The sequence below is a fragment of the Micromonospora sp. HK10 genome, assembly GCF_000982955.1.
GTDB lineage: Bacteria > Actinomycetota > Actinomycetes > Mycobacteriales > Micromonosporaceae > Micromonospora.
Genome location: NZ_KQ058821.1, coordinates 15,749 through 34,991, shown reverse-complemented (window position 1 = coordinate 34,991; position 19,243 = coordinate 15,749). Strand labels below are relative to the sequence as shown.

The 19,243-nt window shown below is 74.8% G+C and carries 19 protein-coding genes; 7 read left to right on the top strand and 12 right to left on the bottom strand.

All coding sequences use genetic code 11. The annotated features are described in order from the left end of the window. Window positions 1–53 precede the first annotated feature (53 nt). The 3 genes from LQ51_RS14335 to pgsA are packed head-to-tail and all read right to left on the bottom strand — an operon-like array spanning window position 54 to window position 2,775. The gene (locus LQ51_RS14335; protein WP_046566033.1) at window positions 54–1,214 is read right to left on the bottom strand and encodes a glycosyltransferase family 4 protein; all 1,161 of its coding nucleotides are present in this window, start codon (window positions 1,212–1,214) and stop codon (window positions 54–56) included. Between the two features lie 11 nt (window positions 1,215–1,225). Further along, window positions 1,226–2,158: a phosphatidylinositol mannoside acyltransferase gene (locus tag LQ51_RS14330; RefSeq protein ID WP_046566032.1), complete on the bottom strand. Its 933-nt coding sequence runs from the start codon at window positions 2,156–2,158 to the stop codon at window positions 1,226–1,228. Next, window positions 2,155–2,775, bottom strand: coding sequence for a phosphatidylinositol phosphate synthase (gene pgsA / locus LQ51_RS14325; protein WP_046566031.1), 621 nt, complete (start codon window positions 2,773–2,775; stop codon window positions 2,155–2,157). Before pgsA ends, LQ51_RS14330 begins: the two co-directional genes overlap by 4 nt. 251 nt (window positions 2,776–3,026) lie before the next feature. On the opposite strand from pgsA, the gene LQ51_RS14320 reads away from it, so the two are divergent. Next, window positions 3,027–5,204: an elongation factor G-like protein EF-G2 gene (locus LQ51_RS14320; protein ID WP_046566029.1), complete on the top strand. Its 2,178-nt coding sequence runs from the start codon at window positions 3,027–3,029 to the stop codon at window positions 5,202–5,204. A 43-nt stretch (window positions 5,205–5,247) separates the two neighbouring features. Here LQ51_RS14320 and LQ51_RS14315 read toward each other — a convergent pair whose 3' ends face one another. The 4 genes from LQ51_RS14315 to thrS form a co-directional block, all read right to left on the bottom strand. Then, complete coding sequence (locus tag LQ51_RS14315) at window positions 5,248–6,306, bottom strand: aldo/keto reductase (protein WP_046566028.1); 1,059 nt, start codon at window positions 6,304–6,306, stop codon at window positions 5,248–5,250. A 75-nt stretch (window positions 6,307–6,381) separates the two neighbouring features. Then, the gene (locus LQ51_RS14310) at window positions 6,382–7,008 is read right to left on the bottom strand and encodes a CG0192-related protein (protein WP_046566027.1); all 627 of its coding nucleotides are present in this window, start codon (window positions 7,006–7,008) and stop codon (window positions 6,382–6,384) included. Window positions 7,009–7,207: 199 nt separating this feature from the next. Next, window positions 7,208–7,765 carry an HIT family protein gene (locus LQ51_RS14305; protein ID WP_046566026.1) on the bottom strand — a complete coding sequence of 186 codons (558 nt, stop codon included), beginning with the start codon at window positions 7,763–7,765 and terminating at the stop codon, window positions 7,208–7,210. A gap of 61 nt (window positions 7,766–7,826) precedes the next feature. After that, window positions 7,827–9,839: a threonine--tRNA ligase gene (thrS, locus tag LQ51_RS14300; RefSeq protein ID WP_046566024.1), complete on the bottom strand. Its 2,013-nt coding sequence runs from the start codon at window positions 9,837–9,839 to the stop codon at window positions 7,827–7,829. Window positions 9,840–10,056: 217 nt separating this feature from the next. Here thrS and LQ51_RS14295 point away from each other — a divergent pair, with 217 nt between their 5' ends. Continuing rightward, complete coding sequence (locus LQ51_RS14295) at window positions 10,057–11,013, top strand: DUF1775 domain-containing protein (RefSeq protein WP_046566022.1); 957 nt, start codon at window positions 10,057–10,059, stop codon at window positions 11,011–11,013. A gap of 426 nt (window positions 11,014–11,439) precedes the next feature. Here LQ51_RS14295 and LQ51_RS14290 read toward each other — a convergent pair whose 3' ends face one another. After that, complete coding sequence (locus tag LQ51_RS14290) at window positions 11,440–12,366, bottom strand: ADP-ribosylglycohydrolase family protein (RefSeq protein WP_046566103.1); 927 nt, start codon at window positions 12,364–12,366, stop codon at window positions 11,440–11,442. 73 nt (window positions 12,367–12,439) lie between these two features. On the opposite strand from LQ51_RS14290, the gene LQ51_RS14285 reads away from it, so the two are divergent. The 3 genes from LQ51_RS14285 (at window position 12,440) to LQ51_RS14275 (ending at window position 15,065) form a co-directional block, all read left to right on the top strand. Further along, a complete protein-coding gene (locus LQ51_RS14285; protein ID WP_046566021.1) occupies window positions 12,440–13,129 on the top strand; it encodes a response regulator transcription factor in 690 nt (229 codons plus the stop codon). 371 nt (window positions 13,130–13,500) lie between these two features. Next, a complete protein-coding gene (locus LQ51_RS14280; RefSeq protein WP_369799856.1) occupies window positions 13,501–14,550 on the top strand; it encodes a HAMP domain-containing sensor histidine kinase in 1,050 nt (349 codons plus the stop codon). A gap of 227 nt (window positions 14,551–14,777) precedes the next feature. Then, window positions 14,778–15,065 carry a hypothetical protein gene (locus LQ51_RS14275; protein WP_156313079.1) on the top strand — a complete coding sequence of 96 codons (288 nt, stop codon included), beginning with the start codon at window positions 14,778–14,780 and terminating at the stop codon, window positions 15,063–15,065. Here the strand turns inward: LQ51_RS14275 and LQ51_RS14270 are convergent. Together LQ51_RS14270 and LQ51_RS14265 are read right to left on the bottom strand one after the other, a co-directional pair. Beyond that, a complete protein-coding gene (locus LQ51_RS14270) occupies window positions 15,022–16,047 on the bottom strand; it encodes an adenosine deaminase (RefSeq protein ID WP_046566018.1) in 1,026 nt (341 codons plus the stop codon). The genes LQ51_RS14275 and LQ51_RS14270 overlap by 44 nt on opposite strands. Beyond that, window positions 16,044–16,871 (bottom strand): trans-aconitate 2-methyltransferase, encoded by an 828-nt coding sequence (locus tag LQ51_RS14265; RefSeq protein WP_046566016.1) that lies wholly within the window; start codon window positions 16,869–16,871, stop codon window positions 16,044–16,046. Before LQ51_RS14265 ends, LQ51_RS14270 begins: the two co-directional genes overlap by 4 nt. Window positions 16,872–16,955: 84 nt before the next feature. Between LQ51_RS14265 and LQ51_RS14260 the strand changes: the two genes are divergently transcribed. Together LQ51_RS14260 and LQ51_RS14255 are read left to right on the top strand one after the other, a co-directional pair. Continuing rightward, window positions 16,956–17,939: an aldo/keto reductase gene (locus LQ51_RS14260; RefSeq protein WP_046566015.1), complete on the top strand. Its 984-nt coding sequence runs from the start codon at window positions 16,956–16,958 to the stop codon at window positions 17,937–17,939. Window positions 17,940–18,099: 160 nt separating this feature from the next. Then, window positions 18,100–18,297 carry a hypothetical protein gene (locus LQ51_RS14255; RefSeq protein ID WP_046566014.1) on the top strand — a complete coding sequence of 66 codons (198 nt, stop codon included), beginning with the start codon at window positions 18,100–18,102 and terminating at the stop codon, window positions 18,295–18,297. Window positions 18,298–18,488: 191 nt separating this feature from the next. Here the strand turns inward: LQ51_RS14255 and LQ51_RS14250 are convergent, their stop codons facing one another. Continuing rightward, a complete protein-coding gene (locus LQ51_RS14250) occupies window positions 18,489–18,692 on the bottom strand; it encodes a cold-shock protein (RefSeq protein ID WP_007075740.1) in 204 nt (67 codons plus the stop codon). Between the two features lie 289 nt (window positions 18,693–18,981). Continuing rightward, window positions 18,982–19,242, bottom strand: coding sequence for a DUF4235 domain-containing protein (locus tag LQ51_RS14245; RefSeq protein WP_369799855.1), 261 nt, complete (start codon window positions 19,240–19,242; stop codon window positions 18,982–18,984). Between the last annotated feature and the right edge of the window lies 1 nt (window position 19,243).

Here is a 19,243-nt window from a genome sequence, read left to right as displayed (position 1 = left end):
CGCACGGTTCCCGGCCCCAGCGCGCTCCACCCGGGCCCCACCGGCCACGGGAGTCAGCCCAGCTCCGCCCACTCCTGGTCGATGACCCGGCCGTCGGTGGCCTCGATCGCCGCTGCGTATACCTCGACAACCCGGCGGGCAACCACGGGCCAGTCGAAATTCGCCACCACCTGGTCGCCGCAGGCGGTCAGCCGGGCCCGCTCGTCCGGGTCGTCGAGCAACTCGCCCAGGGCGGCCCGCAGCGCCACCGCGTCCCCGTTCGGATAGAGCCGCCCGGCCCGACCGCCGTCGAGGACCCGGCGGAAGGCGTCCAGGTCGCTGGCCACCACGGTGGTGCCGGCGGCCAACGCCTCGGTGAGGATCATCCCGAACGACTCCCCGCCGGTGTTCGGCGCCACGTAGAGGTGCGCGCTGCGCAACATGCGAGGTTTGTCCGCCTCGGAGACCATGCCGAGGAAGCTGACCCGGTCCCGCAGCGCGGCCGGGAACTGCCCGTACAGGTCGTCCGCGTCGCCCGGCCCGGCCACCAGCAGGCGCAGCCCCGGACGCTGCGGGGCCAGCGCGACGAAGGCGTCCCGCAGGATCGGGAAGCCCTTGCGCGGCTCGGTGAACCGGCCCAGGAAGCCGAGCGTCCCGCCGCTGCCCGGCCCGCACTCCCCCGGCCAGCCCGGCAGCGGCTCGACGCCGGCGAACTTCGCCACCGCCACCCCGTTGGGGATCTCCACCGCCCCGCCGTCCATGTGCTCGACCTGCACCTTGCGGGCCAGCGCGCTCACCGCGATCCGGGCGGTGATCCGTTCGAGGACGATCTGCAGCACCCCCTGCGCGGCCGACAGCACCCGGGACCGGGTCATCGCGGTGTGGAAGGTGGCCACCACCGGCCCCCGCGCGCAGAGCACCGCCAGCATCGACAGGCTCGGGGTGAGCGGCTCGTGCACGTGCAGCACGTCGAACTCGCCCCGGGTGATCCAGCGCCGCACCCGCGCGGTGGAGACCGGCCCGAACGCGATCCGGGCCACCGAACCGTTGTACGGCAGCGGCACCGCCCGGCCCGCCGACACCACGTACGGCGGCAGCGTCGAGTCCTCGTCCGCCGGCGCCAGCACGCTCACCTCGTGGCCCAGCCCGAGCAGCGCCTCGGCCAGGTCCATGACGTGGTTCTGCACCCCGCCCGGGACGTCGAAGGAGTACGGGCACACGATGCCGATGCGCATTGCGCCCCCTCCTAGACCGTCCCAGTGGTGGCCGGTGGCTGCGCCGGCGAGGACGTCCCGCCCGGACCCTGGTCGAGCCACATCCGTTGCAACATGTGCCAGTCTTGCGGATGCCGGGCGATGCCCGCCGCCAGACCGTCGGCAATCCGCTGCGTCACCGCGCGCACCCGCGCGTCCAGCGGGGCGCTGTCCGGATCCGGCAGCGGCAGCGGGCCCTCGATCGACGCGCAGGCGGCGTCCGGCTCATACCACATCGAGGCCACGTAGAGCGGGGCGCCGGTGCGGATCGCCAGCAGCGCCGGGCCGGCCGGCATGCGGGTGCGGCCGCCGAAGAAGTCGACCTCCACGCCCCGGGCGGAGAGGTCCCGGTCGGCGAGCAGCGGCACCACCGCACCGGCCCGCAGCCGGTCCACCAGCACGTCGAACGGGGGGCGAGGGCCGCCGTGGCTGGGCAGGATCTCCATGCCCAGTGCCTCCCGGAACGCGACGAACCGCTCGAAGACGCCGTCCGGCAGCCGCTCCGCCACCGTGGTGATCGGCCAGCCGGTCGCCGCCACCCAGGCGCCGGCCGCGTCCCAGTTGCCGGCGTGCGGCAGCGCCACCACGGCGCCCCGCCCGGCGGCCACGTCCGCGGCGAGGATCTCCGCGCCGTCCAGGCGGAACCCGGCGAGGATCTCCCGGCGGCTCAGGCCCGGCAGCCGGAACGCCTCCAGCCAGTACCGGGCGTAGGAGCGCATGCCGTCGCGGACCAGCGCCTCCAGCTCCGCCTCGGGCAGCTCCGGACCGACCACGCGGCGCAGGTTGGCGCGCAGCCGGCGGGTACCCCCGCCGTCCTTGCGGTGGGCGCGGTCGGCGCCCGCCCGGAAGGCCGCGGCCGCGACGGGCCGGGGCAGCGCCCGGACCAGGCGCCAGCCCGCGACGAAGCCCGCCTCGGTGAGGTTCACTCCGCGCCGACCCGCTGGGCCTGCCGGTACACGTGGGCCATCCGCTGCCCGACGGTGAAGATCGAGACCGCGGCGAGCAGCCAGAGCGCGATCTCCAGGGCCGGATCGAGGCCGAGACCGGTGAGCAGGCCGCCCACCCCGACGATCAGCAGCCGCTCGGTGCGCTCGGCGATGCCCACGTTGCAGGTCATGCCCAGGCCCTCGGCGCGGGCCTTGACGTAGGAGACCAGCCCGCCGGCGGCGAGACAGAGCAGCGCCGCCGCCACCCCGGAGTAAGCGTGCTCGGTGGCCAGCCAGTACGCCACCGCGCCGAAGACGGCGCTGTCGGCGATCCGGTCCATGCTCGAGTCGAGGAAGGCACCGAACCGGGTCGAGCCGCCGCTCATCCGGGCCATCGTGCCGTCGAGCAGGTCGGTCAGCGCGAAGACCGTGACGATCAGCGCGCCGGCGACCAGGTGGCCGCGGGCACCGAAGCCGAGCGCGCCGACGAGCACGCCGACGGTCCCGGTCACGGTGACCGCGTTGGGGGACACACCGGCGCGGAGCAGTCCGCGCGCGATCGGCTCCACGACGCGGGTCATGCCCGCGCGGGCCGTCACTTGGAAGATCTTCGCCATGGCGGTCCCACGATAACGGCCGGCGGCGGCCGGGGACACAGCCGGTCGTCCCGACCCGCCTGACGTACTTGTGCCGGCCCGGTCACGGGTGTGAGATCGAGCGTGGGAGGTGAGCCAGTTCACCGGGACACCGGTCCGCGTTGCCGTCCCGGAGGAGATCACCGGAAGATATCGCCGCGGAACCCGCCCGGGGCCGCTTCCCCGTCGCGCGCGGCGGTCGCCACCACACCGGCTGAGGGAGGTGCGCCGCGATGGCGCAGAGGAATGCCGCATCGGCGAAGAACGAGAAGGGTGTCACCGGCGGCGCGCCGGTGGTGACCGAACCCGGCAGGGTTCGCAACGTGGTGCTCGTCGGGCACTCCGGGGCGGGCAAGACCACCCTGGTCGAGGCGCTGCTCGCGGCCAGCGGCACGATCGGCCGGGCCGGCAGCGTCACCGACGGCACCACGGTCTGCGACCACGATCCGGCCGCCGTGCGCCAGCAGCGCTCGGTGAGCCTGTCCTGCGCCCCGCTGCTGCACCGCGACGTCAAGGTCAACCTCCTGGACACCCCCGGGTACGGCGACTTCGTCGGCGAGCTGCGCGCCGGGCTGCGGGCCGCCGACGCCGCGCTGTTCGTGGTCTCCGCCGTCGACGGGATGGACGCCGCCACCGCCGCCCTCTGGGAGGAGTGCGCCGCGGTGGACATGCCGCGGGCCGTGGCGGTCTCCCGGCTGGACCACCCGCGCGCCGACTTCGACGAGGCGGTCGCGCTCTGCCAGCGGGTCTTCGGCGACAACGTGCTCCCGCTCTACCTGCCGATGCTGGGCGACGACGGGGAGAGCGTGGCCGGGCTGATGGGGCTGATCACCCGGCGGGTCTTCGACTACTCCGGCGGGCTGCCGGCCGCGGTCCGCGAACCCGACCCGGAGCACCTGCCCGCCATCCAGGAGGCGCGCAACGAACTCATCGAGGGAGTCATCGCCGAGAGCGAGGACGAGACCCTGATGGACCGCTACCTGGGCGGCGAGGAGATCGACACCGAGGTGCTCATCACCGATCTGGAGAAGGCGGTCGCCCGGGGCCACTTCTACCCGGTGGTGCCGGTCTGCGCGGAGACCGGCGTCGGCCTGGACGCGCTGCTCGACGGCCTGGTGGCGGCGTTCCCGTCCCCGTTGGAGCACGAGCTGCCGGCGGTCACCGGGGTGGACGGCTCGCCCCGGCCGCCGCTGGCCTGCGACCCGGACGGGCCGCTGGTCGCCGAGGTGGTCAAGACCACCGTCGACCGGCACGTCGGGCGGGTCTCCCTGGTCCGGGTCTTCTCCGGCACGCTCCGCCCCGACCAGGTGATCCACGTGTCCGGGCACGGCATGGCCGAGCGCGGCCACCCGGACCACGACGCCGACGAGCGGGTCGGCCACGTCTACAGCCCGCTCGGCGCGACGCTGCGCGAGGTGGCCACCGCGGTGGCCGGCGACATCTGCGCCATCACCAAGTCGGGCAGCGCGGAGACCGGCGACACCATCTCGGCCAAGGACGACCCGCTGCTCATCGCCCCGTGGGAGATGCCCGAGCCGCTGCTGCCGGTGGCCATCGTGGCGAAGAGCCGGGCCGACGAGGACGCGCTGGCCCGCAACCTGGGCCGGCTGGTGGCCGGTGACCCGACGCTGCGGCTGGAGCGCAACCCGGAGACCCACCAGCTGGTGCTCTGGTGCATGGGCGAGGCGCACGCCGACGTGGTGCTCGACCGGCTCCGCGCCGGTGGCGTCGAGCTGGAGACCGAGCCGGTCCGGGTGGCGCTGCGGGAGACCCTGACCAGCGGCGCCCGCGGGCACGGCCGGCACGTCAAGCAGTCCGGCGGCCACGGCCAGTACGCGGTCTGCGACATCGAGGTGTCGCCGTTGCCGCGCGGCGCCGGCTTCGAGTTCGTGGACAAGGTCGTCGGCGGCGCGGTGCCGCACAACTACATCCCGTCCGTGGAGAAGGGCGTGCGGGCGCAGATGGAGCGCGGCCTGGTCGCCGGGTACCCGGTGGTGGACCTGCGGGTGACCCTCTTCGACGGCAAGGCGCACAGTGTGGACTCCTCCGACGCGGCGTTCCAGACCGCGGGCGCCCTGGCGCTGCGCGACGCCGCCGAGCAGGGGCAGCCGGCCCTGCTGGAGCCGGTGGACGAGGTGACCATCCGGGTGCCCGACTCCTCGGTCGGCGCGGTGATGGGTGACCTCTCCGGCCGGCGCGGCCGGGTGCTCGGCACCGAGCCGGATCCGGACGCCGAGGGCCGCACCCTGGTACGCGCCGAGGTCCCGGCCACCGAGCTGCTCCGGTACGCGGTCGAGCTGCGCTCGATGACGGCCGGCACCGGCACCTTCCGCCGCGAGTTCGCCCGCTACGAGCCGATGCCCGCCCACCTCGCCGACCAGGTCCGCAAGGAAGCCGCCGCCCACCCCTGACCCGCCCCGCCCCTGCCTCTCCCCTGCCTGCCCGTCGGTGCGGTCAGGGGCGGGCGGCGGGGACGGGGGGCATCGGCCAGTGGGGGCGGTCGGCGTCGCGCAGGGCGGCCGCGCGCAGCGCGGCGAGCCGGCGTTCCACCTCGGCGAACTGGTCGGCGGCGAGCGGGCCCCGGGCCAGCGCGGCGGCGTTCTCCTCGACCTGTGCCACCGTCCGCGCCCCCGGGATCGGCACGGTGCGGTCGCTGCGCGCCCAGATCCAGCCGAGGGCCCCCTGGGCCAGGGTCCGGCCGTCGGCGGTCAGCGCGTCCCGCACCGCGGCGACCCGGCGCAGCCACTCCGGGGCGGGCCGGCCGCCGCGGAACCACTCCAGCCAGGTCGGCGCGCTGCCCCGCACGTCGTCGCGGGGCAGCGTGGACTCCGGGGTGTACTTGCCGGTCAGCAGGCCCATCCCGAGCGGCCCCCGGGCGATGCTGGCCAGGTCGTGCTTGTCGCAGACCGCGAGCATGGCGGGGGCGTCGCGGAGCACCGACAGGCCGTGCTGCACGGCGGTGGCGGCCCGGGCCACCTGGGCGAAGCCGCCGGCCCGGTCGGCCCGGTCGGTGCTCCAGCCGTACGCCCGGACCAGACCGTCGGCCACCAACTCCTCCAGGGTGCCGACCAGCGCCTCGGCGCGCGGCGCCGGCAGGTCACCGAGGTGCAACTGGTACAGGTCGATCCGGTCGGTGCCCAGCCGGCGCAGCGAGTCGACCACCGCCCGGCGCAGGTAGTCGGGGGACGCGTCCTCCCCGGTGGCCTGCCGGCTCCGCTCGTCGAAGGTGTACCCCCACTTGGTGGCGATCACCGCCTCGTCGCGGCGGCCGGCGAGGGCCCGGCCGAGGATCCGCTCGCCGTGCCCCGCCCCGTACGTGTCGGCGGTGTCGAAGAGGGTGACGCCCAGGTCGAGCGCGCGCCGCACGGCCCGGACCGACTCCGCGTCGTCGACGACGCCCCAGCCCAGCGGCCGGGTCCCCTCGGCCCACGGTCCGGCGATCGCCCAGCACCCCATGCCGAGGGCGCTGACCTCGATGCCGCTGCGGCCCAGCGGCCGCGTGCTGACTGCCATCGCCGCATCCTGTCACCTCGAGCACGGTCGAGGGGAAGAACGTCACCCGGGGTGGCCGGACGGCGACGGGCTAGCTCAGCGCGGCGTCGAGTACGCCAGCACGACCGGCTCGGTCAGCTCCGGCCAGGCGCCGGTCAGGCCGCCCTCGGCCGGGCCGGTGCCGGGGCGGCGGACCAGGGCCAGCTCCACCCGCTCGGTCACCAGGCGGGTGGGTTCGCCGTCGACCACCTCGCGGACCGCGCCGATCCCGGCGGCGTCGACGCCGGCCAGCCGGCCGCCCCGCACCGTCATGCTCGCCGCGCGCACCTCCCGCCGGCCGTCCACCTCGAAGTACTCCTCGGCCTGTCCCGCCCCGTCCAGGACGGCGGCGGCCAGCGCGGCCTGGTAGACCGGGTCGCCGGCCGCGTCGTACACCCAGCGGCGGCCCAGCACGGAGTGCTCGATGGTGCCGACCAGCCAGCGGTCGGCGCCGGCCAGCGGCGCGCCCCGGTAGGTCAGCGGAACCTGGAGGACCGGCCCGTCCCCGGCCCGGACCAGGATGGTCTCGATGCCGACCTCACCGGCCGGGTCGTCGAAGCGGTACGCGGCGACCCGGGTGACGTCCGCGCCGGCGGTGCCGGCGAACCAGGGGCGGCCGGGCAGCCAGGCGGTGAGCAGGTCGAGCTTCGAGGGGCGCAGTTCGGCGTGATGCAGCAGGGCCATGGGCAAGATCATACTGTCGGGCGAGGCCGTCGTTGATCCCCGCCCCCGGCGCCGCGAAGCGGCCAGGCCGGGCCGGTCAGGCCGGGGTCAGGCCGGGCCGACCAGGCCGGTCATGCCAGTCAGGCCGGGGTCAGGCCAGGCCGATCAGGCCAGGCCGATCAGGCCAGGCCGATCAGGCCAGGCCCGGGGTCAGGCGGGGTCAGGCCGGCCAGGCCTTGGCGAACAGGTCCCGGGTGTCGGCGAGCAGTTGCGGCAGCACCTTCGTCCGCCCGATCACCGGCATGAAGTTGGCGTCCCCGCCCCAGCGCGGCACCACGTGCTGGTGCAGGTGGGCGGCGATGCCGGCGCCGGCCACCCCGCCCTGGTTCATGCCCAGGTTGAACCCGTGCGCGCTGGAGACCCGGCGGACCACCCGCATGGCGTCCTTGGTGAAGGCGGCCAGCTCAGCGGTCTCCGGGGCGTCCAGGTCGGTGTAGTCGGCCACGTGCCGGTACGGGCAGACCAGCAGGTGCCCCGGGTTGTACGGGTAGAGGTTGAGCACCGCGAAGACGTGCTCGCCGCGGGCCACGATCAGGCTCTCCTCCGGCGGCAGGCCGGGGGCGCGGCAGAACGGGCAGCCGGCGGGCTTCTCGTAGCCGCCCTCGGGCCGGTCCTCGCCGGAGATGTAGGTCATCCGGTGCGGCGTCCAGAGTCGTTCCAGCCCGTCCGCCAGCGCGCCGTCGGTGCCGTGCTCCGTGTGCCGTTCCGCCCCTGTCACAGCAGCGATCCTACGGGCGGCAGGGGCCCGTCCGCCGCGCGGCAGGGCCCCTGCGTACGCCTCAGCCCTCGGCGGACGGGCCGGAGTTGGTCCGGGAGGTGACCACGTCGACCACGTGGGCGACCGCCTCGGCGATCGGCACGCCGTTGCGCTGCGAGCCGTCCCGGTAGCGGAACGACACGGTGCCGGCGGCCACGTCGTCGTCCCCGGCGATCACCATGAACGGGATCTTCTGCTGCTGGGCGTTGCGGATCTTCTTCTGCATCCGGTCGTCACCGGCGTCCACGTCGGCGCGGATGCCCTGCTTGCGCAGCGTGGTGACGAAGTCCTGGAGGTAGTCGGTGTGGTCCTCGCGGATCGGGATGCCGACCACCTGCACCGGGGCGAGCCAGGCCGGGAACGCGCCGGCGTAGTGCTCGGTGAGCACGCCGATGAACCGCTCGATCGAGCCGAACTTCGCGCAGTGGATCATGACCGGCTGCTGCCGGGTGCCGTCGGCCGCCTGGTACTCCAGCCCGAAGCCCTTCGGCTGGTTGAAGTCGTACTGGATGGTCGACAGCTGCCAGGTGCGGCCGATGGCGTCCTTGGCCTGCACGGAGATCTTCGGCCCGTAGAAGGCCGCGCCACCCGGGTCCGGCACCAGGTCGAGCCCGGTCTCCATCGCGCACTGCTCCAGCACCGCGGTGGCCGTCGCCCAGTCCTCGTCGGACCCGACGAACTTGTCCAGCCGGGCCTCGTCGCGGGTCGACAGCTCCAGGTAGAAGTCGTCGATGCCGAAGTCCTTCAGCAGGCTCAGCACGAAGTTGAGCAGGTGCTTGATCTCGGCCGGCGCCTGCTCCCGGGTGCAGTAGGAGTGCGAGTCGTCCTGGGTCAGGCCGCGTACCCGGGTCAGCCCGTGCACCACGCCGGACTTCTCGTACCGGTAGACCGAGCCGAACTCGAACAGCCGCATCGGCAGCTCACGGTAGGACCGCCCGCGCGACCGGTAGATCAGGTTGTGCATCGGGCAGTTCATCGCCTTGAGGTAGTAGTCCGCGCCCTCGAGCTCCATCGGCGGGTACATGCCGTCGGCGTAGTACGGCAGGTGGCCCGAGGTGTGGAAGAGGCCCTCCTTGGAGATGTGCGGGGTGCCGACGTACTGGAAGCCCTCCTCGATGTGGCGGGTCCGGACGTAGTCCTCCATCACCCGCTTGAGCACCCCGCCCTTGGGGTGGAAGACCGCCAGGCCGGAGCCGATCTCGTCGGGGAAGCTGAACAGGTCCAGGTCCGCACCGAGCTTGCGGTGGTCGCGCCGGGCCGCCTCCTCCAACAGCCGCAGGTACGCCTTCAGCTCGTCCCGGGTCGGCCACGCGGTGCCGTAGACCCGCTGCAGCTGCGGGTTCTTCTCCGAGCCCCGCCAGTACGCGGCGGCGGAGCGCATCAGCTTGAACGCGCCGATCAGCCGGGTGTTCGGCAGGTGCGGGCCCCGGCACAGGTCCGACCAGCAGACCTTGTCCTCGTTCGCGGCGAGGTTGTCGTAGATGGTCAGCTCGCCGCCGCCCACCTCCATCACCTCGGAGGAGTCCAGCCCTTCCCCCTTGACCTCGATGAGTTCCATCTTGAACGGCTCGGCGGCCAGCTCGCCCCGCGCCTCGTCCAGGTTGGTGAAGCGGCGCCGGCGGAACCGCTGGCCGGACTTGATGATCTCCTGCATCCGCTTCTCGAGCTTCGCCAGGTCGTCCGGCTGGAACGGCTTGTCGACCTGGAAGTCGTAGTAGAAGCCGTTCTCGATCGGCGGGCCGATGCCGAGCTTCGCCTCGGGGAAGACGTCCTGCACGGCCTGGGCGAGCACGTGCGCGGTGGAGTGGCGCAGCACGTTCAGCCCGTCCGGCGAGTCCAGCGCGACCGGCTCGACGGTGGTCTCCTCGGCCGGCTTCCAGTCCAGGTCGCGCAGCACGCCCTGCGGGTCGCGGACCACCACGACGGCCTTCGGGCCGGTCGTCGGCAGTCCGGCCGCGGCCACCGCGTCGGCCGCCGTCGTCCCGGCGGCGACGACGACGGGGTCGGCCACGGCGGGGGTACGGGGTGCGGACACGGTGACTCCTGTCGTAGACGGTTCGATGGGTGGCGCCGCCCGGCGGCGCCCCTGCGATGCTATCGGTCGCCCGTCGCGGCCCGTCGGTCGCGGCGCAACGTCCCGGCCGGTGGCGTCGCCGAATTCGCCCCGGCGTTGAACCTTTCCGTCCCCGGGGCCGAACTACCGGGTGTGGCCGGAGCCGGAGCCGGCCGCGCCGAGACGGATGGGGACGAGCATGACGATGACCCGTCGGGTCCGCCTGCGGGCGGCCACGCTGCTGGCCGCCGTGGCGGCGGGAACGCTGGGCTGGCCGGGTGCGGCGAGCGCCGCCGAGGTGGCCGTCACGACCTCGCCCGCCCAGGTGCACCAGGGCGACGCGATCGAGCTGGCGGTGGTGCTGCCCGAGGAGCGCAGCGGCAGCCGGACCACCCGCATCGAGCTGAAGATGCCGGCGGACGCCCCGATCGGCGAGGTCTACCCGCTGTCCGTGCCGGACTGGGCGCCGACCATCACCACCCGCCGCCTCGACCAGCCGGTCGCCGGCATCCACGCCGCCGAGCTGGACCAGGTGACCGACGCGGTGACCTGGATCCGGATGCCCGGCACCCGGGGCGCGGCGGCGCGCCTGTCACTCGGCATGGGCCCGATGCCGGCCACCGACCGGCTCACCTTCGAGGTGATCCAGACGTACGCCGACGGGACCGTGGTCCGCTGGGTCGACCCGCCGGGCGGGGCGCACCCGGCCCCCACGGTGACCCTGCTGCCGCCACCACCCGGCACCACCACGCACGGCGGCGACGCCGCCCCGGCCGGCGCGGCCCACGGCGGGCACGGCGCCGCCGGTGGCGACCCGGCCGGCGCGGCGCCGGGCGGGTCCGGCGTCGGGCTCCCGGCGGCCGGGGCGACCGGCGACGGGCCGAGCGCCGACCTGCTGCTCGGCGGCGGTCTGCTCGCCGGCTTGGCCGGCGGGGCCGCGATCGGCTGGCTGTTCAGCCGCCGCCGGCGCGACACCATGACGCTGCCGTCCGACACCGCCGACTCCCCCACCCCGCCCACCGACCCCAGCGCCGTCCCGGACTCCGACGCCGCCGCTGACCCTGACACCGCCCCGGACCCCGACGCCACCGCTGACCCTGACACCGCCCCGCACCCCGACGCCAACACGCCCGCCATCGCCAGTACCCGCCGCTAAACCGCACAACCTCCATACCAAGGCGCAAGATCGCCCATTGAACGGAATCCGCCTCTCAACAAGTAGGAACGTCGGAGATCTTGGAAGGAAAGTGCCCCCAGAGGGGCCGTTCCGTACCAAGATCTCGGATTCCTGCGCTGGCGAGACGAGGCGCGGCGCGACATCGGGAAGCGGGGTGAAGGTTCAGGTCGGTGGGTGTGTTTCGGGGGCCGCGGTCGCTTCTCCGGCTGCGGGTGGTGGGCGCGGCCAGGGGACGGCGCCGCAGGCCAGGGGACGGCGCCGCAGGCCAGGGGGCGGCGCCGCAGGCCAGGGACGGCGCCGCAGGCCAGGCGGAGGCGGTGAGCCGGGGTAGGCGCTCGCAGGCTGCGCCAGCCCTCCGGTCTGCGCTACGGCTGCTGGACGCTGGCTCGAGGGACGGCGCGGTGGTCAGGCGGCGGTGGTGAGCCAGGCGGGTAGGGGCTCGCGGGCGGCCAGCCAGCCCTCCGGCACGCCGCCCGGGGTGCCCACCCCGGTGTACGCGGCGACCACGCCGCCGGCGATCGCCGCGGTGGTGTCGACGTCGCCGCCGGCCTCGACGCAGGCGCGGATCGCGGCCGGGTAGTCGTGCAGCAGGGTGGCCGCGACCCAGAGGGTGAACGGGACGGTGTCCTGCGCGGTGATCCGCGAGCCGTTGCCCACCGCCGCGGCCACCTCGACCGCCGGGCGGCCGAGCAGCGCGGTGGCCCGCCGGATGCCCCGGTGCACCTCGCCGGCCGGATCCAGCGCGCCGGCCACCGCGGCGAGCAGCCGGGCCGGCTCGGGCCGGTCGCCGTCGAGCCGGGCTCGGGCGGCCAGCGAGGCGGCCGCCGCCACGGCCACCGCCCCGGCGATCCCCTCCGGGTGGGCGTGGGTGACCTCGGCCGAGGCGCGGGCCTGGTCGGCGGCGCGCCGGACGGAGTCGGCGTGCCAGGCGCCGAGCGGGGCCACGCGCATGGCCGCGCCGTTGCCGTAGGAGCCCTGCCCGTCGAATGCCGCCGCGGCGGCGACCGGCCAGGGCGTGCCGGCGCGGATGAGTTCCAGCAGCTCGACCGCGCCGGCACCGTAGCGGCGGGCCGGGTCGTAGTGCGCGGCGAGGGCGAGCGCGAGCGCGTCGGGTTCCATCCGACCGTGCGCGGCGAGCACCCCGAGCACGGAACACGCCATCTCCGTGTCGTCGCTCCACGGCCACGGGCCCGGCGGCAACGCGTCGGGCCAGGGGGCGACCGCCCCGCCGGGGACGAAGAACCGGGAGCCGAGCGCGTCCCCCACCGACAGGCCGGTCAGCGCCTCGCGGGCGAGCGTGAGGCGGGCGTCCGGGAACAGGGTGAACGTCATCGCCATCCCAGCTTGCCCGCTTCCCGGGAACGCCGCAACGCGATCAACTTGCCACGACGAGTACGGTGCTGACGTGGCCACCGTGCTCCTGGTCGAAGACGATCACGTCGTACGCGGCGCGATGCTGCGGTCCCTCGCCGACCGGGGGCATGCCGTGCACGCCGTCGGCACGGCGCTGGACGCGCTGCGCCGGGTGGCCGCCGAGACCCCGGACCTGGTGGTGCTCGACCTCGGCCTGCCCGACCTGGACGGCTCGGACGCGCTGCGGATGCTGCGGGGCATCACCGACGTACCGATCATCATCGCCACCGCCCGCGACGACGAGCAGTCGGTGGTCCGGCTGCTGCGGGCGGGCGCCGACGACTACATGGTCAAGCCGTTCACCGGCGCCCACCTGGACGCCCGGATCACCACGGTGCTACGCCGGGCGGGCCGGGCCAGCCGGTCCGTGCAGCCGGCCGTCCACACCGTGGGTGGCCTGCGGGTGGACGTCGGCGAGCGCAGCGCGGTGCTGGACGGGGAGCCGCTGGCGCTGACCCGCAAGGAATTCGACCTGCTGGCCTATCTCGCGGCACGTCCCGGCCGGGTAGTGTCCCGGCGGGAACTCTTGGAGGAGGTATGGCGGCAGCCGTCGGTCGGCGAGGACCAGACCATCGACGTTCACCTGTACTGGCTGCGCCGCAAAATGGGCGAGTCCGCGGCGAAGCCGCGCTACCTGCGCACCGTGCGGGGGGTCGGCTTCCGGCTGGTGGCGCCGGACTGAGACTGACGCTGGCCTGGCTCACGGCCGGCATGTGCAGCCTCGTCGCGCTCGCCTTCCTCGTCCCGCTCGGCATCACCCTGCGCGAGCAGGCCCGGGACGAACAGCTCGCCGACGCGGCCCGCCGTGGTGCCCTGGTCACCGGCGCGCTGGCCACCAGCACCGACCCGGCGGTGGTGGCACGGGCGGTCGCGGCCAGCGGTGACGATCCGGCGTCCCGCCCGGTCGTGCACGGCATCGGCGCCGACGAGTCGGGCGGCCGGGCCGACCAGGCCGCGCTCGCCCGGGCCGCCGCCCAGCGGCAGTCGGTGGTCACCGACGTGCCCGGCGGGGTGCTCCGGCTGGACCCGGTGGTGCTCGGCGACCGGGTCGCCGTGGTGGAGGTCTTCGTCCCCGACAAGGCGCTCGACGCGGGCGGCGGCGGGCGGTGGCTGCTGCTGCTCGCGGTGGCGTTGGCGCTGATCGGGGCCGCGGTGATCGTGGTCGACCGGGTCGCCGCCCGGGTCGTGGACGCCACCGGCGACCTGGTCACGGCGGCCACCGCGATCGGCGACGGCGACCTCGGGGTACGGGTCGAGCCGACCGGGCCGCGGGAGCTGACCGCGGCCGGGCACGCCTTCAACCGGATGGCGGAGCGACTGGTGGCGCTGCGCGCCGACGAGCGGGAGCTGGTGGCCGACCTCTCGCACCGGCTGCGTACCCCACTGACCGCGCTGCGGCTGGACGCGGAGGCGCTGGAGTCCGACGACACCAGCATCGGCACGTTCAGCGAGGCGGAGCTGGACCGCCGCCGTGGCATCCGGCGGATCCGCCAGGCCATCGTCACGCTGGAGGGCGAGGTCGACCAGCTGATCAAGACCACCCGCAAGGCCGTCGGTCAGGAGCCCGCCCCGGCCCGGTGCGACGTCAGCGAGGTGGTCCGGGACCGGATGGTGTTCTGGTCGGCCCTGGCCGGCGACCAGAACCGCCCGCACCGGGTGGTCGGCGCGCAGCTGCGCATCCCCGCCCCGGTGCCCCGGGCGGAGCTGGCCGCCGCGCTCGACGCCGTGATCGGCAACGTGTTCCGCTACACCCCGCAGGGCACCGCGTTCGAGGTGGCGGTGAGCCGGCGCGACGGCTGGGTGGCGATCCGGATCGACGACGCCGGGCCGGGCATCCCCGACCCGGACCGGGCGTTGCGCCGGGGCGCCAGCGACCAGGGCTCCACCGGGCTGGGGCTGGACATCGCCAAGCGGGTCGCCCTGCAGGCCAACGGGTCGGTGAGCATCGACCGGGCGCGGCTGGGCGGGGCAAGTGTGGTGATGCTGCTGGCCGATCCGGAGGCCACGCCCCGGCAGGTCAACCGGTTCGGGCTGGTCGGCCGGATGGCCCGGGACGCCCGGGAGCCGCGCGATCGCGCGCGGCGCTGGCCGCGGCCGCGCTGACCGCCGGCTGTGGGCCGCCGCAAGTCTTCCTTAGATGTGGGTTAACGGCGGCCCTGCCGGCCCGCGGAGCTGTCAGCATCAAGGACGAACCCATCAGTTCCGTCGGCCGGGACGCCCCGCAATACTCCGGCCGGCGGAGCCGAGCGCGCGGCGGGAGTTCGGTCCCCCCACACCTCGCTCCCGCCGCGCGCCACTCCCCCGTCGAGCCCGGGCGTGAGGTGACCGTGATGACGCCGACCGTCAGCCGGCTGCTCCGCTGGGCCGCCGTGATCGGGCTGGGTATCGCCCTCACCCTCGCCGTCTGGCAGGACCCGGTGCTCGCGTACGGCCCGGGTCGCGCCGGCGTCGGGCCGCGACCGGGTCTGGTCGCGCTGGCGGCGTCGGCCGGGGTGCTGGCCGGGTTCGGACTGGTCCTCGCCGGACGGTACCGGCCGGCGCAGGTGCGGCGCCGGCCGGTGCCGTCGGGTCCGGTCAGCGCGGCGCGGCCGCCAGGTAGGCGTCGATCTCGCCGCTGAGCCGGGCCTGCTCGGCCGGCTCCAGGAACGACGCGGTCACCGCGTTGCGGGCCAGCGCGGCGATCCCTTCCGGGCCGGCGTCGAGCAGCCGGGCCGCGACCGCGTACTCGTTGTCGAGGGTGGTGCCGAACATCGGCGGGTCGTCGGAGTTGATGGTGACCAGCACGCCGGCCTGGACGAGCTGCGGCAGCGGGTGCTCCTCGATGCGCGACACGGCCCGGGTACGGACGTTGGAGGTGGGGCAGACCTCCAGCGGGATCTGCCGTTCGGCCAGGTGGGCCAGGAGCTCGGGGTCGAGCGCGGCGGAGATGCCGTGCCCGATCCGTTCGGCGCCCAGCTCGCGCAGCGCGTCCCAGATGGTTTCCGGGCCGGTGGTCTCGCCGGCGTGCGGCACCGAGCGCAGCCCGGCCGCGCGGGCCTGGTCGAAGTACGGCTTGAACTGGGGCCGGGGCACGCCGATCTCGGGGCCGCCGAGCCCGAAGCTGATCAGCCCGTCGGGCCGCTGCTCCAGGGCGATCCGCAGGGTCTGCTCGGCGGCCGGCAGCCCGGCCTCGCCGGGGATGTCGAAGCACCACCGCAGGGCGATGCCGAAGTCGGCCTCGGCGCGCTTACGGGCGTCCTCGATGGCCTCGCAGAACGCCGGCGCGGGAATCCCCCGGTGCACGTGGGAGTACGGGGTGACGGTCAGCTCGGCGTAGCGCACCTGCTGCCGGGCCAGTTCCCGGGCCACCTCGTGGGTGAGCAGCCAGACGTCGTCGGCGTCCCGGATCAGGTCGACCACGCTGAGGTAGACCTCGACGAAGTGGGCGAAGTCGCGGAACGCGAAGTAGTCGGTGAGCGCCTCCGGGTCGGCCGGCACCGGGCTGCGTCCCTCGTGCCGGGCGGCCAGCTCGGCGACGATCCGGGGCGAGGCGGAGCCGACGTGGTGCACGTGCAGCTCCGCCTTGGGCAGGCCGGCGATGAAGGTGGACAGGTCGGTCACGGGTTCTCCTCTGCGTGCGCGCCGGTGCGGGCCACCACGAAGATCCGGCGGAACGGGAAGTACACCTGACCCTGCCGGACCGGGTACGCCTCGGCGAGCCGTACCCCCAGTTCGGCCCGGAAGTCGGCCCAGCCGGCGGCGTCCAGCGCGGCCCGGACCGGGCGCAGCGCGGTGCCCTCCATCCAGGTCAGCACGGGGTGGTCCGCGGCGGCGGCCGGGAGCAGGTGCACGTAGGTAGTTTCCCAGGCGTCGACCGCGCAGCCGGCACCGGCCAGCAGCGTGGCGTAGCCGACCGGGTCGTCGACGGGGGCCTCGCGCAGCAGCGGGGTGAGGGTGTCGCGCCACCGGTCCCGCCCGGCGACCTCGCGCAGCGCCCGGTGCGACGGCGCGTCGAAGTTGCCCGGCACCTGCACGGCGAGCCAGGCGCCGGTGGGCAGCTCGGCGACCCAGCGGGTGAGCAGCTCCCGGTGGCCGGGCACCCACTGGAGCACGGCGTTGCAGACCACCACGTCGACGTCCGGCTCCGGGTGCCAGGACCGGACGTCACCGACGGCGAAGCTGACCGGCTCGGCCCCGACGCGGCCCGACGCCATATCGCGCACGCGTGCCTTGGCGCTGGCCTGCGCGATCATCTCGGCGGAGGAGTCCAGGCCGGCGACGCGGCTGCCCGGCCAGCGCCCGGGGAGGGTGGCGGTCAGGTTGCCCGGGCCGCAGCCGAGGTCGACGACCGCCCGGGGCCGCTCCGCGCCGACCCGGGCGAGCAGGTCGTGAAAGGGTCGGGAGCGCTCGTCGCCGTAGCGCAGATAGGTGCTCGGGTCCCACATGGCGGCCTCCAAACCGTACGTACGTCTTGTTGGACGGTACGGGTCGGCGCGCGGCCGGGCAAGGGGATCACTAGGCTCGCAGTCGTGGAACAGCGCAGCTTCGACCGGCTCGGCCGGCACGTCGGCATCGTCGGACTCGGCGCCTGGCAGCTCGGCGCCGACTGGGGTGAGGTCAGCGAGGGCGCGGCCCTGGACGTACTGGCCGCCGCCGTGGCCGCCGGGGTCACCTTCCTGGACACCGCCGACGTGTACGGCGACGGCCGCAGCGAGCAGCTGATCGGCCGGTTCCTGCGCGAGCACCCGGGGCACGGGCTGACCGTGGCCACCAAGATGGGCCGGCGGGTGCCGCAGACGCCCGAGGCGTACACGCTGGACAACTTCCGGTCCTGGACCGACCGGTCCCGGGCCAACCTCGGGGTGGACACCCTCGACCTGGTGCAGATGCACTGCCCGCCCAGCGCCGTCTTCGCCGACGACCGGGTCTTCGACGCCCTGGACACCCTGGTCGCCGAGGAACGCGTCGCCGGGTACGGGGTCAGCGTGGAGACCTGCGACCAGGCGCTCACCGCGATCGCCCGGCCGGGCGTGGCCAGCGTGCAGATCATCCTCAACGCGGTCCGGCTCAAGCCGCTGGAGCGGGTGCTGCCCGCCGCCGCGGCGGCCGGGGTCGGCATCATCGCCCGGGTGCCGCTCGCCAGCGGCCTGCTCTCCGGCCGGTACGACGAGCACACCACCTTCCCGGCCGACGACCACCGGACCTTCAACCGGCACGGCGAGTCGTTCGACGTCGGGGAGACCTTCTCCGGGGTCGACTACGACCTGGGCCTGGCCGCCGTGCGCCGGCTCGCCCCGCTGGTCGGCGCGGACCGCACGATGGCGCAGTTCGCGCTCCGCTGGATCCTCGACCAGCCCGGCGTCACCGTGGTCATCCCCGGCGCCCGCAACGCCGAGCAGGCCCGGCGCAACGCGGCCGCCGCCGACCTGCCGCCGCTGACCGAGGTGGAGCTGACCGCCGTCCGCGCCACCTACGACGAGCTGATCCGCCCGCAGGTGCACGACCGGTGGTGACCGGCCCGCCCGACGCGGCGCCCGCCAGGACCGGTTCCGTCCGGCCGCACGAGGCGGCGCCCGCCAGGACCCGTGCCGCCCGGCCGGACGGCGCGGCGCCCGCGCTGAGCGGCGCCGCCCGGCATGCTGGGGCGGGGCGGGCGTCGAGCGAGGGGGAACGATGAGGGGCTGGTTCCGGCTCACCGTGGGGCTGCTGGCCGTGGTGCTCGGCGCCCTCTGGACCGTGCAGGGGCTGGGCTACGTGGGCGACAGCGTGCTGACCGACCAGCGGCCCGCCGCGGCCGTCGGCCCGGTGGTCGTCCTGATCGGACTCGTCGCGCTCTGGTGGGGCATGCGGGCCCGCCGCTCCCGCGGCTGAGCCGGCCGCCCGGATACGCCGCCCCCGCAGCTGGGCCCCGGGGCCGTCGCAAAGCCACCCCGCGGCCGGGCCCCGGTCCGTCGCGAAGCCGCCCCGCGGCCGGGCCCCGGGTCCGTCGCAAATGGAAAGCCCCGCCTCCCGGAACGGGACGCGGGGCTTTCGCCGCCGGCGGACGCGCCGGGCGGCGTAGCTCAGATGGGGCGGACCTGCTCGGCCTGCGGACCCTTCTGACCCTGGGCGATCTCGAACTCCACCCGCTGGTTCTCCTCCAGCGTGCGGTAGCCGCTGGTCTGGATTGCCGAGAAGTGGACGAACACGTCAGCACCCCCGCCGTCGACGGTGATGAAGCCGAAGCCCTTGTCAGCGTTGAACCACTTCACGGTTCCCTGCGCCATGTGTATCTCCTTCTAAAACTGGCGGCCGAGCACGCCGTGCGGCCGATTGGCCGTTTTCGAGCAGCGGCGCCTGAGGCGGCCCCCGGTGAAGGAGACTTCTCTCAACCCACGCGTCTCTCAACAGCGTGAGACAGCAAACCACGTACGCAAAAACTCTGCACAGCCTAACCGACGAAATTCTCCGACATGTGACCTGACGGCTGCGGCAGATCCACTGGGCGGCCCGTCCGGACCATGCGAAAGGCCCCTGTCCAACCCAGTGGCAGGGGCCTTTCGGGACAGCTGCGGATCAGTCGGGCCAGCGGCCGGTGAGCCGGCGTACGCCGACCGCTCCGCCCCGGTCCACGGCGGCGCGGACGACCGCGAAGATCGCCCCCTGCAACGCCGCGGCGGCGAGGATCTCGCCCCAGCGGCGGTCCTCGTCGGTGGCGCTGGGCGCCTCGCCGTCGCCGGCGGTGAGCTTCCAGACCTGCCGGAAGATGACGCCGGCGACGGTGCCGGCGGCGAGGCCCATCAGCACCCCGACCGGCTTGTAGACGACCCTGCCCATG

Bases quoted from the DNA above. Each gene is read 5' to 3' on its own strand.
- LQ51_RS14335 (WP_046566033.1), bottom strand. From the start codon at position 1,214: ATGCGCATCGGCATCGTGTGCCCGTACTCCTTCGACGTCCCGGGCGGG.
- pgsA (WP_046566031.1), bottom strand. From the start codon at position 2,775: ATGGCGAAGATCTTCCAAGTGACGGCCCGCGCGGGCATGACCCGCGTC.
- LQ51_RS14320 (WP_046566029.1), top strand. From the start codon at position 3,027: ATGGCGCAGAGGAATGCCGCATCGGCGAAGAACGAGAAGGGTGTCACC.
- LQ51_RS14315 (WP_046566028.1), bottom strand. From the start codon at position 6,306: ATGGCAGTCAGCACGCGGCCGCTGGGCCGCAGCGGCATCGAGGTCAGC.
- LQ51_RS14310 (WP_046566027.1), bottom strand. From the start codon at position 7,008: ATGGCCCTGCTGCATCACGCCGAACTGCGCCCCTCGAAGCTCGACCTG.
- LQ51_RS14295 (WP_046566022.1), top strand. From the start codon at position 10,057: ATGACGATGACCCGTCGGGTCCGCCTGCGGGCGGCCACGCTGCTGGCC.
- LQ51_RS14290 (WP_046566103.1), bottom strand. From the start codon at position 12,366: ATGACGTTCACCCTGTTCCCGGACGCCCGCCTCACGCTCGCCCGCGAG.
- LQ51_RS14275 (WP_156313079.1), top strand. From the start codon at position 14,778: ATGACGCCGACCGTCAGCCGGCTGCTCCGCTGGGCCGCCGTGATCGGG.
- LQ51_RS14265 (WP_046566016.1), bottom strand. From the start codon at position 16,871: ATGTGGGACCCGAGCACCTATCTGCGCTACGGCGACGAGCGCTCCCGA.
- LQ51_RS14255 (WP_046566014.1), top strand. From the start codon at position 18,100: ATGAGGGGCTGGTTCCGGCTCACCGTGGGGCTGCTGGCCGTGGTGCTC.
- LQ51_RS14250 (WP_007075740.1), bottom strand. From the start codon at position 18,692: ATGGCGCAGGGAACCGTGAAGTGGTTCAACGCTGACAAGGGCTTCGGC.
- LQ51_RS14245 (WP_369799855.1), bottom strand. From the start codon at position 19,242: ATGGGCAGGGTCGTCTACAAGCCGGTCGGGGTGCTGATGGGCCTCGCC.